The 13,347-nt window shown below is 72.0% G+C and carries 11 protein-coding genes; 2 read left to right on the forward strand and 9 right to left on the reverse strand.

Features of this window, described 5'->3' with window-relative positions; all coding sequences use genetic code 11:
* Positions 1-56: 56 nt before the first annotated feature.
* The gene (locus tag ACFYR0_RS01745; protein ID WP_389320569.1) at positions 57-1,106 is read right to left on the reverse strand and encodes a hypothetical protein; all 1,050 of its coding nucleotides are present in this window, start codon (positions 1,104-1,106) and stop codon (positions 57-59) included.
* 455 nt (positions 1,107-1,561) lie between these two features.
* On the reverse strand, positions 1,562-4,147 hold the full coding sequence (gene pepN / locus ACFYR0_RS01750; RefSeq protein ID WP_389320572.1) for an aminopeptidase N: 2,586 nt from the start codon (positions 4,145-4,147) through the stop codon (positions 1,562-1,564).
* A gap of 182 nt (positions 4,148-4,329) precedes the next feature.
* On the opposite strand from pepN, the gene ACFYR0_RS01755 reads away from it, so the two are divergent.
* A complete protein-coding gene (locus ACFYR0_RS01755; RefSeq protein WP_389320575.1) occupies positions 4,330-4,986 on the forward strand; it encodes a DsbA family protein in 657 nt (218 codons plus the stop codon).
* A gap of 207 nt (positions 4,987-5,193) precedes the next feature.
* Here ACFYR0_RS01755 and ACFYR0_RS01760 read toward each other — a convergent pair whose 3' ends face one another.
* The 7 genes from ACFYR0_RS01760 to ACFYR0_RS01790 all read right to left on the reverse strand — a co-directional run bounded on the left by ACFYR0_RS01760 (position 5,194) and on the right by ACFYR0_RS01790 (position 12,311).
* Positions 5,194-5,835, reverse strand: coding sequence for a superoxide dismutase (locus tag ACFYR0_RS01760; RefSeq protein WP_389320578.1), 642 nt, complete (start codon positions 5,833-5,835; stop codon positions 5,194-5,196).
* Between the two features lie 207 nt (positions 5,836-6,042).
* A complete protein-coding gene (locus tag ACFYR0_RS01765) occupies positions 6,043-6,933 on the reverse strand; it encodes a TauD/TfdA dioxygenase family protein (RefSeq protein ID WP_389320581.1) in 891 nt (296 codons plus the stop codon).
* A gap of 14 nt (positions 6,934-6,947) precedes the next feature.
* The gene (locus tag ACFYR0_RS01770; RefSeq protein ID WP_389320584.1) at positions 6,948-8,285 is read right to left on the reverse strand and encodes an LLM class flavin-dependent oxidoreductase; all 1,338 of its coding nucleotides are present in this window, start codon (positions 8,283-8,285) and stop codon (positions 6,948-6,950) included.
* Entirely contained in the window at positions 8,285-9,016 is a 732-nt protein-coding gene (locus ACFYR0_RS01775) for an ABC transporter ATP-binding protein (protein ID WP_389320587.1), read from the reverse strand. The genes ACFYR0_RS01770 and ACFYR0_RS01775 overlap by 1 nt, the downstream gene beginning before the upstream one ends.
* Positions 8,992-9,843 carry an ABC transporter permease gene (locus ACFYR0_RS01780; RefSeq protein WP_389320590.1) on the reverse strand — a complete coding sequence of 284 codons (852 nt, stop codon included), beginning with the start codon at positions 9,841-9,843 and terminating at the stop codon, positions 8,992-8,994. The genes ACFYR0_RS01775 and ACFYR0_RS01780 overlap by 25 nt, the downstream gene beginning before the upstream one ends.
* A complete protein-coding gene (locus ACFYR0_RS01785) occupies positions 9,840-10,907 on the reverse strand; it encodes an ABC transporter substrate-binding protein (protein ID WP_389320594.1) in 1,068 nt (355 codons plus the stop codon). The genes ACFYR0_RS01780 and ACFYR0_RS01785 overlap by 4 nt, the downstream gene beginning before the upstream one ends.
* A gap of 204 nt (positions 10,908-11,111) precedes the next feature.
* Positions 11,112-12,311, reverse strand: a complete 1,200-nt coding sequence (locus tag ACFYR0_RS01790; RefSeq protein WP_389320597.1) for an ROK family protein — start codon at positions 12,309-12,311, stop codon at positions 11,112-11,114.
* A 437-nt stretch (positions 12,312-12,748) separates the two neighbouring features.
* Here ACFYR0_RS01790 and ACFYR0_RS01795 point away from each other — a divergent pair, with 437 nt between their 5' ends.
* On the forward strand, positions 12,749-13,330 hold the full coding sequence (locus ACFYR0_RS01795; RefSeq protein ID WP_389320600.1) for a biotin transporter BioY: 582 nt from the start codon (positions 12,749-12,751) through the stop codon (positions 13,328-13,330).
* The last annotated feature ends 17 nt before the right edge of the window (positions 13,331-13,347 follow it).

The raw sequence follows: 13,347 nt of genomic DNA on the forward strand, positions 1-13,347 counted from the left end.
CCCGGTACGACCCGGTGGCCCCTCCTCTCCCCTCCTGACGCCCGCCCGCTGCCTCGCTAACGGGGCAGCACCACGACATAGGCGGCCGGTTCCCGGTCGCGGGAGGCCATCAGGGCCGTGCGGACCACCGCGGCCTGCTGCTCGAGGCCGTCGCGCAGCTTCCTCGGCGTGACGTGGACGACCGTGATGCCCAGCCGCTCCAGATGCTCCCGCGTACGGGCCGACTCCGACCACATGGCGTCGTCGTCCCGCCGAAGGCCCTGCCGGGCGGCGCGCGTGTCGAGCTCCACCGCGACCGCCTGCTCCGGCCAGAAGGCGTCGACCCCGCCGAGGTGGGGGCCGCCCGGCAGCCGCAGGTCGACGTTCCACAGCGGGGCGGGCAGGCCGTGCTCGCGCACCATGCGGTACAGCCGGTCCTCCGCGACGGCCCGGCCCTCCGCCACCAGGGAGTCCACCGCGTCCACCACGTGCGAACGGCCCAGCAGCCTGGCCTGGTTGAGCTCACGCACCACCGAGGAGGCCTCGCAGTGCCCGCCGCGCACGGCCTCCGTCAGCAGCCGCCGTACCGTGGCCGCGTCCGACAGCTGGGCCACCGCGTCGGCCAGCGCCCGCGGCACCGGCGCGACCGGCAGGCCGGTGACCTGGCAGGGGTCCGGCAGGGCCGGCGTGCGCACCACGCGGGCGCAGCCCGTCGACCGCAGCCGCCGCAGCCGCGGCACTAGTACGTCGATCCGCTCCAGCTGCGGCAGCGGCGGCGCGCCGGCGAACCCGTGCAGGTTCAGCGCCGCCAGCCCCGTGATCATCGCCTCGGGGTACCCGGCCCGCGGCTCCACCGACCCGGGCTGCGCGGGCACGCCGGCCGCCCTGGTCTCCCGGTCGGCGTACATCAGCACCGCGTGCAGCCGTTCCTCGCTGGTGGGGGGTCCGGGGTGGAGCAGGAACACCCCCGGAAGGATCTGCTGCCAGGGCCCGTCGGCCCGGCACCGCGCGGTGAGGTCGGCCGCCGTGATCCCGTGCGCACGCAGCTGGGCGGTGCTCAGCACACGGCGGTGCACCTCGGACAGCCGACGCAGGGGGTGGGGGGAGAGGGGGGTGTCGTGGTCCATGCCGTGCAGATTCCCGCCTGCGGAGCGCCTGCGTACCGTTGTTACAAGCCCGTCGACAAAGCCGGACAAGCCTGCACTAAAGGACGGGTGTTCGGATGCCGACAATGCGCGGAAAACCCCTGGTCCCGACATCGGGAACCAGGGGTTACGGCCGTGCGTGCCCGGATTCGGTAACGGTCACCTTCCGCCGAATCCGTGGCCAAGGATCAGGCTCCGGAGCCCCGCCCCCGCGAACGGGGGCGAGCACTCCCGGCACGCGCTCGGGCGGCGGGCCCGTCAGCCCACGGACGGGCCGCCGGGGTCAGTCCGCGGACGGGCCGCCGGGCCTCGGCCTTCGGACGGGCCGCCGGGGTCAGTCCGCGGACAGGCCGCCGGGGTCAGCTCGCGGACGGGCCGCCGGGCCTCAGCCTTCGGACGGGCCGTCGGCCCTCAGCCCGCCGACGGAAGGCCGCGCCTCAGCCCGCCGCCGCGTCGCACGCCTGGCCGCGCAGCCCGCGCGCCAGGTCGTCCCGGGCCTCCAGCACCAGCCGCCGCAGCGCGGGCGGCGCGTCCTCGTGCTCCGACAGCCAGGCGTCCGTGGCCGCCAGCGTCTCCGGCGTGTCCTGCAGCGAGGGGAACAGCCCCTTCACCACGTCCATGCCGATCTGGATCGACCGCTCCGCCCAGATCCGCTCGATCACGGCGAAGTACTTCGCCGCGTACGGCGCGGTCAGCTCCCGCTGCGAGGCCGGGGCGAAGCCCGCGATGGTCGCCTCCACCAGCGCGTTGGACAGCTCGTCCGACTCCACCACCTGCGCCCAGGCCTGCGCCTTGACCGCCGCCACCGGCCGCGAGGCCAGGCAGCGCACCTGATGCCGCTTGCCGGACGCGGTGTCGTCCCGCGAGAGCTCCTCGGCCAGCTCCTTCTCGCCGGCCACGTCGTGCACGGCCAGCGCCTGGAGGAACGCCCAGCGCAGCTCCTGGTCGACCTCCAGCCCCGGCAGCGACCGCGTGCCGTCCAGCAGCGCGCTCAACAGCTCGAAGGCGTCAGGGGCATCGGCCGCGTGCGCGAAGAACCGCGCCCACGCCAGTTGCTGCTCACTGCCGGGCTCCGCCGCGAGCAGCTCGGCCGTGGCGCCCTCGCACAGCTGCCGCCCGGCCTCCTCGCGCCACTCGGGCGCGACGTAGTGCACCGCCGCCGACTCCGCCCACGCGTGCAGCATCTGCAGGACACCGATGTCGGTCTCCCGCCCCGCGAACCTCAGCACCAGACCGATGAACTCCCGCGCCGGCAGCAGCGCGTCCCGCGTCATGTTCCACAGCGCCGACCAGCACAGCGCCCGCGCCAGCGGATCGGTCATGGAACCGAGACCGGCCCGCAGCGCCGCCAGCGAGGTCTCGTCGAACCGGGTCTTGCAGTACGTCAGGTCGTCGTCGTTGACCAGCACCAGGTCCGGCGCCTCGGCGCCCGCGAGCTCCGCCACCACCGTGCGCGCCCCGTCCACGTCCGTCTCGGCGCGCGCGTACCGCTCCAGCACCGGACCCCCGGGCCCCTCGCTCCGCCGGTACAGACCGATCGCCACCCGGTGCGGCCGCAGCTCGGGGTAGGCCTCGGCGGCCTCCTGGACCACCGCCAGCTCCTCGATCCGCCCCTCGGGCGTCAGCAGCACCTGCGGGGTCAGCGAGTTCACCCCGGCCGTCTGGAGCCAGGACCGCGCCCACGCGCCCATGTCCCGCCCGCTGGTCTCCTCCAGCGCCGACAGCAGGTCCCCGAGCCGCGTGTTGCCGTACGCGTGCCGCTTGAAGTACCGCCGGGCGCCCTCCAGGAACGCGTCCTGGCCGACGTACGCCACCAGCTGCTTGAGCACGGACGCGCCCTTGGCGTAGGTGATGCCGTCGAAGTTCAGCTTGGCGTCCTGGAGGTCACGGATGTCCGCCGTGACGGGATGCGTGGACGGCAGCTGGTCGGCCCGGTAGGCCCAGGCCTTGCGGCGGTTGGCGAAGGTGATCCAGCCGTCGGTGAAGCGGGTCGCGCCCACCAGCGCGAACGAGCCCATGAAGTCCGCGAACGACTCCTTCAGCCACAGGTCGTCCCACCACTCCATGGTGACCAGGTCGCCGAACCACATGTGCGCCATCTCGTGCAGGATGACGTTGGCCCGCGCCTCGTACGAGGCCTGCGTCACCTTGCCGCGGAAGATGTACTCCTCGCGGAAGGTCACCAGACCCGGGTTCTCCATCGCGCCGAGGTTGTACTCGGGCACGAACGCCTGGTCGTACTTCCCGAACGGGTACGGGTAGTCGAAGTGGTCGTGGAAGAAGTCCAGACCCTGCTTGGTGACCAGGAAGACGTCGTCGGCGTCGAAGTGCGGGGCGAGCCCCTTGCGGCACATCGCGCCGAGCGGGATCTCCAGCGTGGTGCCGTCCTCGAACGTCCGCGCGTAGCTGTCGGTCACGTAGTGGTACGGCCCCGCCACCACACAGGTGATGTACGTCGAGATCGGCTTGGTCTCGGCGAACCGCCACACCCCGTCGGCGAGCCGGCCCTCCCCGTTGCTCCACACCGTCCAGCCCTCGGGCGCGCGCACCTCGAAGCGGAACGGGGACTTGAGGTCGGGCTGCTCGAAGTTGGCGAAAACCCGCCGTGAATCGGCCGGCTCGTACTGGGTGTACAAGTACACCTCGCCGTCCTCGGGGTCGACGAAGCGGTGCATACCCTCACCCGTGCGCGAGTAGGCGCACTGGGCGTCCACGACCAGCTCGTTGTCGGCGGCCAGGTCCTCCAGCAGGATGCGGGACCCGTCGAAGACCTCGCCCGGGTCCAGGTCACGGCCGTTCAGCGAGACGGCCGTCACACTCGGGGCGATGAGGTCGGCGAAGCTGTTGGCGCCGGGCTCGGCGCAGCGGAACCGGATCGTCGTCACGGACCGGAAGGTCCGCGGCCCGTCCCCGCTGTGCTCACCGACGGCGGTTCGCAGGTCGAGCGAGACCTCGTAGCCGTCGACGGACAGCAGCGCGGCCCGCTCGCGGGCCTCGTCGCGGGACAGATTCTCACCGGGCACGGGCGGCACTCCCTCGGGTCGTTGCGGATCTACGTCGTCCTCGGCGCCGGTCGTCGTCGGCCGGTCGTCTCGGATGCTGAACAGCACCGATCCTGCCATGCGCCCCTGACGCGGGACAGCCGGGAATGGGGCAGCCGCACCGGGGTGTTGCGAGGTGGGAAGCCCGTACGAAGAGGAGAGCCATGTCCGAGACAGCGCCCGCGCCCGCGAAGACCCCCGTCGACTTCTGGTTCGACCCGCTGTGTCCCTGGGCGTGGATGACCTCGCGCTGGGTGCTGGAGGTCGAGAAGCACCGGGACATCGAGGTCCGCTGGCACATCATGAGCCTCGCCGTCCTGAACGAACCCAAGCTCGACGAACTGCCCGAGGAATACCGGGAGATGCTCGCCACCAAGGCCTGGCAGCCGGTGCGCGTGGTCACCGCCGCCTGGCAGAAGCACGGCGAGGACGTCCTCGGCCCGCTCTACACCGCCCTCGGCACCCGCATCCACAACCGGGGCGAGGGCGCCACCCTCGAGGCCCTCGCCGGCGCGCTCGCCGACGTGGGGCTCCCCGCCGACCTGATCGGGTACGCCGATCAGGAGAACTTCGAGTTCGACGCCGAGCTGCGCGCCTCCCACAAGGAGGGCATCGACAAGGTCGGCCAGGACGTCGGCACCCCGGTCATCGCCCTGCCCGGCCCGGACGGCGAGCAGATAGCGTTCTTCGGCCCGGTCGTCACCCCCGCCCCCAAGGGCGAGGACGCGGTCCGTCTGTGGGACGGAGCGGTGGCGGTCGCCTCGGTGCCAGGCTTCTACGAGATCAAGCGGACCCGTACGCGCGGGCCAGTGTTCGACTGACCTCCGCGACTGCGGAGACGAGGAAGTCAACCGGACACGAACCAAGGGGCCGGACGGAACACCTCCGCCGATGCGGAGACCACTGCCGGTTCGAACGAAGCAGGCCCCCGCGAGTCACGTTTCTCGCGGGGGCCTGCCTTTCCACGCGCCTGCCCGGTCAGCGGTGAGAAGACGATCACGAGCAGGACGTCTCGTCAGGGCGTCTCGTCAGGGCGCGAGCAGCAGGACGTCCCCGCGCTCCCTGGCGGCGGCGTAGCGCCTGGCCACGTCCTGCCAGTCGACGACCGCCCACATCGCGTCGATGAAGTCGACCTTCTGGTTCCGGTACTGGAGATAGAAGGCGTGCTCCCAGGCGTCGAAGACCAGGATCGGGGTGGAGCCCTGGCCGACGTTGCCCTGGTGGTCGTAGACCTGCTCCACGATCAGACGGCCGCTGAGCGGCTCGTGGGCCAGCACGCCCCAGCCGGAACCCTGGGTGGTGGCGGCGGCCCTGGTCAGCTGGGCCTTGAAGGCGGCGAACGACCCGAAGGACTCCGCGATGGCGTCGGCGAGCTCGCCCACGCCGTCCTTCTCCAGCGGTTCCCCACCGCCGTCACCGCTCATGTTGTGCCAGTAGATGCTGTGCAGGATGTGGCCGGAGAGGTGGAAGGCCAGGTTCTTCTGCAGGCCGTTGACGGAGCCCCACGCGTTCCTGTCCCGTGCCTCGGCGAGCTGCTCCAGGGTGTCGTTGGCGCCCTTCACGTACGCCGCGTGGTGCTTGTCGTGGTGCAGCTCGATGATCTCCGGGCTGATCACGGGTGCCAGCGCGGAGTAGTCGTACGGCAGTTCGGGCAGCGTGTACACGGGCATGAGGGCCCCCTCCGACCTCTTATTGCAAGTAGTTCGCAACAACAAGCTAACAGCAAAAAGCCCCCGGGTGGATCACCCGGGGGCTTTCGAGCCGTAGCGGCGGGGCCGCGGCGGGCCAGACGTGCGGCGGGGCGGGACGTGCCAGGCGTCGGCGGGGGGTCAGTACCCGGCCGCGCGGGCCCGCTGCCCGGCGTACCCGACGGCCGGTTACCCCGCGACGGCCGTGTAGTGCGCCGCGTCGCCCTCGATCGAGCGGCTCTCCTCGCCACCGATGCCGACCGGCACGTCACCGGCGACCGTCACCCGGTGCAGCCGGCGCGGCAGACCGTCGTAGTTGTCGATGGCGTAGTGCTGGGTGATGCGGTTGTCGAACAGCACCAGCTGCTCCGGCGACCAGCGGTGCCGCAGGACGTTCTCCGGCCGGGTGACGTACGCCTGGAGCAGGTCGAGGATCCTGCGGGACTCGCCCACCGACAGGCCGACGATCCGCTGGGCGAACCCGCCGATGAAGAGCCCCCGCTCCCCGGTGAGCGGATGGACGCGGACCACCGGGTGCGCGGTGCGGTACGTGACCGACGTGAACTGGGCGCGCTGGGCGGCCCGGTCCTCGTCCACGTCCTCCTCGGGCACCGCGTAGTCGTAGTCGTTGGTGTGCTCCGCCCACAGGGTGTCCGCCAGCTTCCGCAGCGGTTCGGGCAGGTCCCGGTAGGCGGCGGCCGCGTTCGCGATCAGCGTCTCGCCGCCGTACGGCGGGACCGTGATGCTGCGCAGGGTGCTGGCCTGCGGCGGGTTGAGGACGAAGGTGACGTCCGTGTGCCAGTGGTTGGCGCGGCCGGCCTCGCTGTCGACGGGCAGCACGTTCGGCGCGCCCTCGACGGCCGGCACGGTCGGGTGGGCGGTGGTCAGCTCGCCGAAGTGCCGGGCGAAGGCCTGCTGGCCCTCGTCGTCCAGGCCGGCCGCGTCGAACACGAGCGCCTTGTGGACGTTGAGCGCCTCCCGGATCGCGGTGACGGTCTTCTCCTCCAGCGGCCCGGTGAGGTCGACGCCGGTGACCTCGGCGCCGATACGGGCGGTGACCTTGCGGATGTCGATGCTCATGGGGAGGGTTCCTTTCAGACGAGGGAGTCGGCGAGGGTGTGCTGGTTCGCGGGTCGGGGCAGGCCGTAGCGGTCGCGCAGGGTGCGGCGCGGGCCGTACTCGGTGCGCAGCAGGCCGCGGGCGCGCAGCAACGGGACGACCTGGTCGACGAAGGTCTCCAGGCCGGAGGGCAGCACGGCGGGCATGATGTTGAAGCCGTCGGCGGCGCCCCGGGTGAACCAGGTCTCGATGGTGTCGGCGACCTGGCCGGGCGTGCCCGCGAAGGTGAGGTGGCCGCGTCCGCCGCCGAGCCGTCCGATCAGCTGCCGTACGGTCAGCCGCTCGCGCCGGGCCAGCTCCACCACGAGGGTGTAGCGGCTGCGGGCGCCCTCGATCGCGGAGTCCGGGGGCAGGTCGCCGGGCAGCCGGCCGTCCAGCTCCAGGGTTCCGGCGGGCAGGTTCAGCAGCCGCTCCAGGTTGGTCACGCCGTGCGTGTGCACGATGTGGTCCTCCAGCACCTGTTCCTGGGCGCGTGCCTCGGCCTCGGTGGAGCCGACCACCGGGACGATGCCGGGGAGCACCTTGACGTGGTCCGGGTCGCGGCCCGCGCCGGCCGTGCGGGACTTGAGGTCGGCGTAGAAGGCCTGCGCGTCCTCGACCGTCTGCTGCGCGGTGAACACCGCCTCCGCGTAGCGGGCGGCGAAGTCCTTGCCGTCCTCCGAGGAGCCCGCCTGCACCAGCAGCGGGTAACCCTGCGGCGAGCGCGGCACGTTGAGCGCGCCCTCGACGCTGAAGTAGGTGCCCTTGTGGCGCGGGGGATGGATGCGGCCGTCGTCGCCCCACACGCCCGCCGCCTTGTCGGCGACGATCGCGTCGTCCTCCCAGCTGTCCCACAGCTTCAGCGACACGTCGAGGAACTCCGCGGCGCGCGCGTACCGTTCGGCGTGCGCGGGCTCGGCGTCCAGGCCGAAGTTGCGGGCCGCGTCCGCCCCGGCGGTGGTGACGATGTTCCAGCCGGCCCGGCCACCGCTGACGATGTCCAGGGAGGCGAACCTGCGGGCCAGGTTGTAGGGCGAGTTGTACGAGGTGGACGCGGTGGCGATCAGCCCGATGTGCTCGGTGGCCGTCGCGAGCGCGGTCAGCAGCGTCAGCGGCTCCAGCGCGCCGGCCGGCCGCTGGCCCACACTGCCCCACAGATGCGGCCCGTCGGCGAGGAACAGCGAGTCGAAGGTGCCCCGCTCGGCGATCCGCGCCAGACGTACGTAGTGCGCCAGGTCGACGTGGGCGTGGGGATCGCTCTCCGGGAGCCGCCAGGACGCCTCGTGGTGGCCGGTGCTCATCAGGAACGCGTTGAGGTGCAGCTGTCTGGTCATCAGTGGTCCTCCGTGACGCCCAGGGCGGCCAGCAGCCGCTCCCGGTACTCGCCGAGCCGTGGATCGCGGTACGAGCGCGGATGCGGGCGCTCGATGGTCAGGTCGAGGCCGATACGGCCGCCGTCGAGCACGAGCACGCGGTCGGCGAGCACGATCGCCTCGTCCACGTCGTGCGTGACCAGCAGCACCGACGGCTTGTGGCGTTCCCACAGCTCCCGCAGCAGGCCGTGCATCCGGATGCGGGTGAGCGCGTCGAGCGCCCCGAACGGCTCGTCCGCCAGCAGCAGTTCTGGCTCGCGCACCAGTGACCGGGCGAGCGCCGCGCGCTGCGCCTCACCGCCGGACAGCTCGTTCGGCCAGGCCCGCTCGCGTCCCTTCAGCCCGACCTCCTCGAGTGCCGCGCGCCCCTTGTCCGCCGCGTCCGCGCCCTCGGTGCCGAGCAGTACGTTGTCCAGAACCCGGCGCCAGGGCAGCAGCCGGGAGTCCTGGAACACCACGGAGACCCGCTCCGGGGCGGTGAGCTGTCCGCTCCCGGTCACCTCGTGGTCCAGTCCGGCGACGGCCCGCAGCAGCGTGGACTTGCCGGAGCCGCTGTGCCCGAGCAGGGCGATGAACTGCCCGGCCGGGATGTCCAGGTCGATGCCGTCGAGCACCGTGCGTCCGTCGAAGGACCTGGTCAGGCCGCGCAACTGGACGGCGGGACGGGTCAGCTGCTCAGTGTGCGTCGCCATGACAGCACCCTTCGTTCGATGAGGCGGACCGCACTGTCGGAGGCGAGGCCGAAGATCCCGTAGACGACCAGGCCGACGAGGATGACGTCCGACTGGCCGTAGTTCTGGGCCTGGAACATCATGTAGCCGAGTCCGCTGGTGGCGTTGATCTGCTCCAGCACCACCAGGCCGAGCCAGGAGCCGGTCACGCCGAGCCGGAGTCCCACGAAGAATCCGGGCAGTGCGCCGGGGACGACGATCTGGCGGATGAACTGGAAGCGGTTCAGCCCCTGTACTTCGGCGAGTTCGACGAACCGGCTGTCGATGCCGGACAGCGCCGCGTGCGTGTTGAGGTAGATCGGTATGTAGACGACGATCGCGATGATGGCGATCTTGAAGGTCTCGCCGATGCCCAGCCAGAGGATGAACAGCGGGATCAGACCGAGGGTGGGGATGGCCCGGTTGAGGTTGACCGTCCCGTCGATCAGCGCCTCCCCGACCCGGCTCAGTCCGGACGCCAGTGCCAGCACGACACCGGCGGTGAGTCCGATGGCGAACCCGGAGGCGGCCCGCTGGAGCGAGGTCAGCACGTCGTCGGTCAGGGTGCCGTCGGTCCACAGCCGGGCCCCTGTCTCCACCACCGTCCAGGGGGCCGGGACCGCTCCCGGGTCCAGCCGCCCGGCGGCCGAGGCCGCGGCCCACAGGCCGAGCAGCAGCAGGGGGCCGACCAGCCGGGCGGCGGGCAGGCTCCTGCCCGGGGAGAGACCGCGGCGACGCCTGCGGGTGCCCTTCGGTGTCTCTTCGGCTGCGGGCGCGGGCGTCGTCGTGAGCGTGGTCGCGGCGCTCACTTCCGGTACTCCGCTGTCACGGACCGTGCGGCGATGGCCTCGAAGCGGTGGTCGAAGAGCGAGGAGACGTCGAACTTCTTCACGAAGCCGCCCTCCGCCAGCAGATCGGCGGTCTCCTGCTCCCAGCGGATGGCCTCGGCCCAACTGGGAGGGAACAGCGGCTTGTTGGCGAGATCGCTGATGCTCTTGGCCTGCTGGGCGGTGAGGTTCTGCGTCTTGACGTAGAACTCCTCGTTCCAGATGCCGGGGTTCTCGTACGCCCAGACGGTGCCCCTGGCCCAGTACGGGATGTACGCGGCGACCGCGGCCGCCTTGGCGGGGTCGTTCAGCACGGCGGCCGGCGCCCACAGCAGGTTGAGCAGGTCGACCACGTCGGTGGTGATGATCCGGGCGCCCTTGGACTCGTACTGCGCCAGATAGGCGGGCGACTGGGTGTTGCCGAGCGGGGCGATGTCCACCTGGCCGGACTGCAGCGCGGTGAGGAACTGGTTGCTGGTCAGCGGCACCAGCTGTACGTCGTCGTAGGCCAGACCGGCCTTCTTCAGCGCCCGCAGCAGGACCACTCCCTGGGCCTGGCCCTGGGAGAAGGCGAGCTTGCGGCCCTTGAAGTCGGCCACCGTGCGGATGTCGCTGCCGGGCTTGGTGGCGAAGACGTAGTTGGGCCTGCGGGTGATGTTGATCGCGACGATCCTGGCGTCGAAGCCCTGGAAGTGCGCCTGGATCGGCGGGATGCCCGCGTTGTTCGCGAGGTCCAGGGAGTTGGCGCGGAAGGCGTTGATGACATCGGGCCCGGCCGCGACGTTCACCCAGCTGGACACCTCGAACGGCAGCTCGCCGAGCTTCGCCAGCTTGAACTGGAGCTGCTGGGTGCCCTGGAAGGAGCTGACCTTCAGGCTGGTGCCCGCCGGGACCTTGTCGGCGAGCGGGGCCGTGGAGGAGCCCTTCGAGGAGGTGGCGGCGCTGCTCTCGGCGCAGCCGCTCAGCCCGGCGACCGCTGCCGCGGCACCGAGCGTGGAGGTCAGGAAGAGGCGGCGATCGAGGCCGGACAGGGTGGGAGAAGGCATGGCGGACTCCTTTGTGCATGGAGTGAGAAATGCAGGAGAAAATACGGACGCGGGTGGTCCGACAGGGAAATTCACGCAACAGGAAATGAGCGCTTCACACGGGGCAACGTGTCAGCAACAAGAGGCACAACAGTGCAGGCGAACGCTCATGACCAGGATGTTCCTTGCTTTCACCGGTCGCTGTCAACATTCGGAGTTTCTGAATTAATTCGTCCCGGGCGACACGCTCAGCGGGTCTCGATAAAGGGCGTCGAGAATCACCGAGCCGCCCGCCACGGCCAGCACGGATCGTGGAAAGCTGGTCGGGAGCACGGCTGCCGCGCGCTCCGGCCCGGCCTCCTCGCGCAGGGCCGCCAGACAGTCCTCGCGGTACATCACCCCGACCTCGGTGACGACGACCGTCTCCGGGTTGAGCACGTCCAGCAGCAGGCCTGCCGCACGCCCCACCAGCCGGGCCCGCCGCACCAGCAGCCCGGCCGCCACCCCGTCGCCGGCCGCCGCCGCGGCCACCACGCGCATCGGGTTCGTGCCCGCCGCTACCCCGGCGGCACGCGCCCGGCGGCACAGCGTCCGCTCGCTCAGCTCGGCCTGGAGGCAGCCGGTCCGGCCGCACTCGCACGGCTCCGTGCCGCCGGGCAGCGGCAGATGGGCGATCGCCCCGGCCTGGGAGCGCGGGCCGTGGTGCACCTCGTCATGGGTGGCGAACGCCGCGTCCACCACGTTGCCGGCGAACAGATGCAGCAGACTGCGGCTGCCGCGTGCCCGGCCGAACAGCCGCTCGCCGTCGACCAGCGCCCGCGCGTGCCCGTCCACCCGGACCGGCAGCCCGGTCAGCGCGCCGAGCCGTTCCCGTACCGGCACGTCCCGCCAGCCCAGCAGCGGATGGTCGACGACCGTGCCCGCCTGCCGGTCCACCCAGCCGCCCACCGCCACCCCGACGCCCAGCGGCCGGGTGCCCGGCGCCCCGGCGAACAGGGCCGCGAGCGCGGTGGCGGCCCGCGCCAGCACACGGGAGGGCTCGGTGCTCTCGTGCGGCAGCTCCCGCTCGGCCAGTACCCGGCCGCGCAGGTCCAGCAGGGCGACGGTGGTGTAGGGAACGGCGATGTGCACCCCGGCCACCAGGAACCGCGAGAGGTCGAGGTCGACCGGCACATGCGGCCGCCCGGCGCCCCGGGTGCGCGGCGGGGCCGCCGTCTCGCGCAGCAGACCCAGTTCGGCGAACCGGGCGCAGTAGTCCGTCACCGACGCCGGGGACAGCCCGGTCAGCCGGGCGACGGTGCTGCGGGCCACCGGCCCGTGCTCCAGCACCGAGCGGAGCACGACGCTGGCACTGGTGCGCCGCCGGTCGCTGTCGGCGGCGCGGGGCACGGGGGAGACGCGGGCGGGTACCGCGGTACGGGGCATGACAGTTCCTCAGGGGCCGGGCCGACACTGTGCCGTGCACCGGGCGAGGAGAAGCCGAAGCGGTCGGTGCCGCCTCACCCGGGGAGTCGGCGACAGGTGGCCGTGCCCTGGCGGCGCAGGTCGACATAGCGACGCGACGTGAGGTTCCGAGCCTGGGCGACCATGGCTGGAAGGGTAGGCCCTGTGCTCGGGGTCCGGCCAGGGCGTGACAGGGTGTTTGGTGAGTCTCTACATAAACTTGAAACACTCCGCGTGTGACCGGATCGCCACTGCCTCAGTGACTGTCATCACCTCCACTCGCATGTATGAGGCATCCTTTGTCGAGACTCCACCAAGCCCGCACTTCGCCCTTTGTCGATCACTGACGGTGATCGACTCCGGGGCGCTGGGATAGCGTCGCGACGTCCCCGACCGCCCCCACTCTTCGCGGAGTCCCCATGAGCACCGCTGCCGCCGCCCCCGTCCACCCCGGGCAGGTCCTCGCCGACCTGCTGCCGGCCTCGCGCGTCCGTGACATCGCGCTCGTCGTCGGCGGCGCCGCGCTGACCGGTCTCGCGGCGCAGATCGCGGTGCCCGTGCCCGGCTCCCCGGTCCCGGTGACCGGCCAGACCTTCGCCGCGCTGCTCGTCGGCACCACCCTGGGCGCGGGCCGCGGCTTCCTCTCCCTCGCGCTGTACGCGCTCGCGGGCATCGCCGGTGTGCCGTGGTTCGCCGACGCCGGCTCGGGCGCCACCGCCCCCTCCTTCGGCTACATCCTCGGCATGATCCTGGCCTCCACCGTCGTGGGCGCTCTCGCCCGCCGCGGCGCCGACCGCAGCGTGCCGCGCACGGCCGCCGCGATGCTGCTGGGCGAGGCGGTCGTCTACGCCGTGGGCGTGCCCTACCTCGCCCTCGCCACGGGCATGTCCGCCTCCGCCGCGATCGCCGCGGGCCTCACGCCGTTCCTGCTGGGCGACGCCCTCAAGGCCGCCCTCGCGATGGGCCTGCTGCCGAGCGCCTGGAAGCTCGTCAAGCGCTGAACGCCCGCCGTACGGCC

This window comes from Streptomyces sp. NPDC005017, assembly GCF_042873115.1.
Classification (GTDB): Bacteria; Actinomycetota; Actinomycetes; order Streptomycetales; family Streptomycetaceae; genus Streptomyces.

Excerpts from the sequence above, each read along its gene's own strand:
- ACFYR0_RS01745 (WP_389320569.1), bottom strand. The coding sequence starts at position 1,106 with ATGGACCACGACACCCCCCTCTCCCCCCACCCCCTGCGTCGGCTGTCC.
- ACFYR0_RS01755 (WP_389320575.1), top strand. The coding sequence starts at position 4,330 with ATGTCCGAGACAGCGCCCGCGCCCGCGAAGACCCCCGTCGACTTCTGG.
- ACFYR0_RS01760 (WP_389320578.1), bottom strand. The coding sequence starts at position 5,835 with ATGCCCGTGTACACGCTGCCCGAACTGCCGTACGACTACTCCGCGCTG.
- ACFYR0_RS01765 (WP_389320581.1), bottom strand. The coding sequence starts at position 6,933 with ATGAGCATCGACATCCGCAAGGTCACCGCCCGTATCGGCGCCGAGGTC.
- ACFYR0_RS01770 (WP_389320584.1), bottom strand. The coding sequence starts at position 8,285 with ATGACCAGACAGCTGCACCTCAACGCGTTCCTGATGAGCACCGGCCAC.
- ACFYR0_RS01775 (WP_389320587.1), bottom strand. The coding sequence starts at position 9,016 with ATGGCGACGCACACTGAGCAGCTGACCCGTCCCGCCGTCCAGTTGCGC.
- ACFYR0_RS01785 (WP_389320594.1), bottom strand. The coding sequence starts at position 10,907 with ATGCCTTCTCCCACCCTGTCCGGCCTCGATCGCCGCCTCTTCCTGACC.
- ACFYR0_RS01790 (WP_389320597.1), bottom strand. The coding sequence starts at position 12,311 with ATGCCCCGTACCGCGGTACCCGCCCGCGTCTCCCCCGTGCCCCGCGCC.
- ACFYR0_RS01795 (WP_389320600.1), top strand. The coding sequence starts at position 12,749 with ATGAGCACCGCTGCCGCCGCCCCCGTCCACCCCGGGCAGGTCCTCGCC.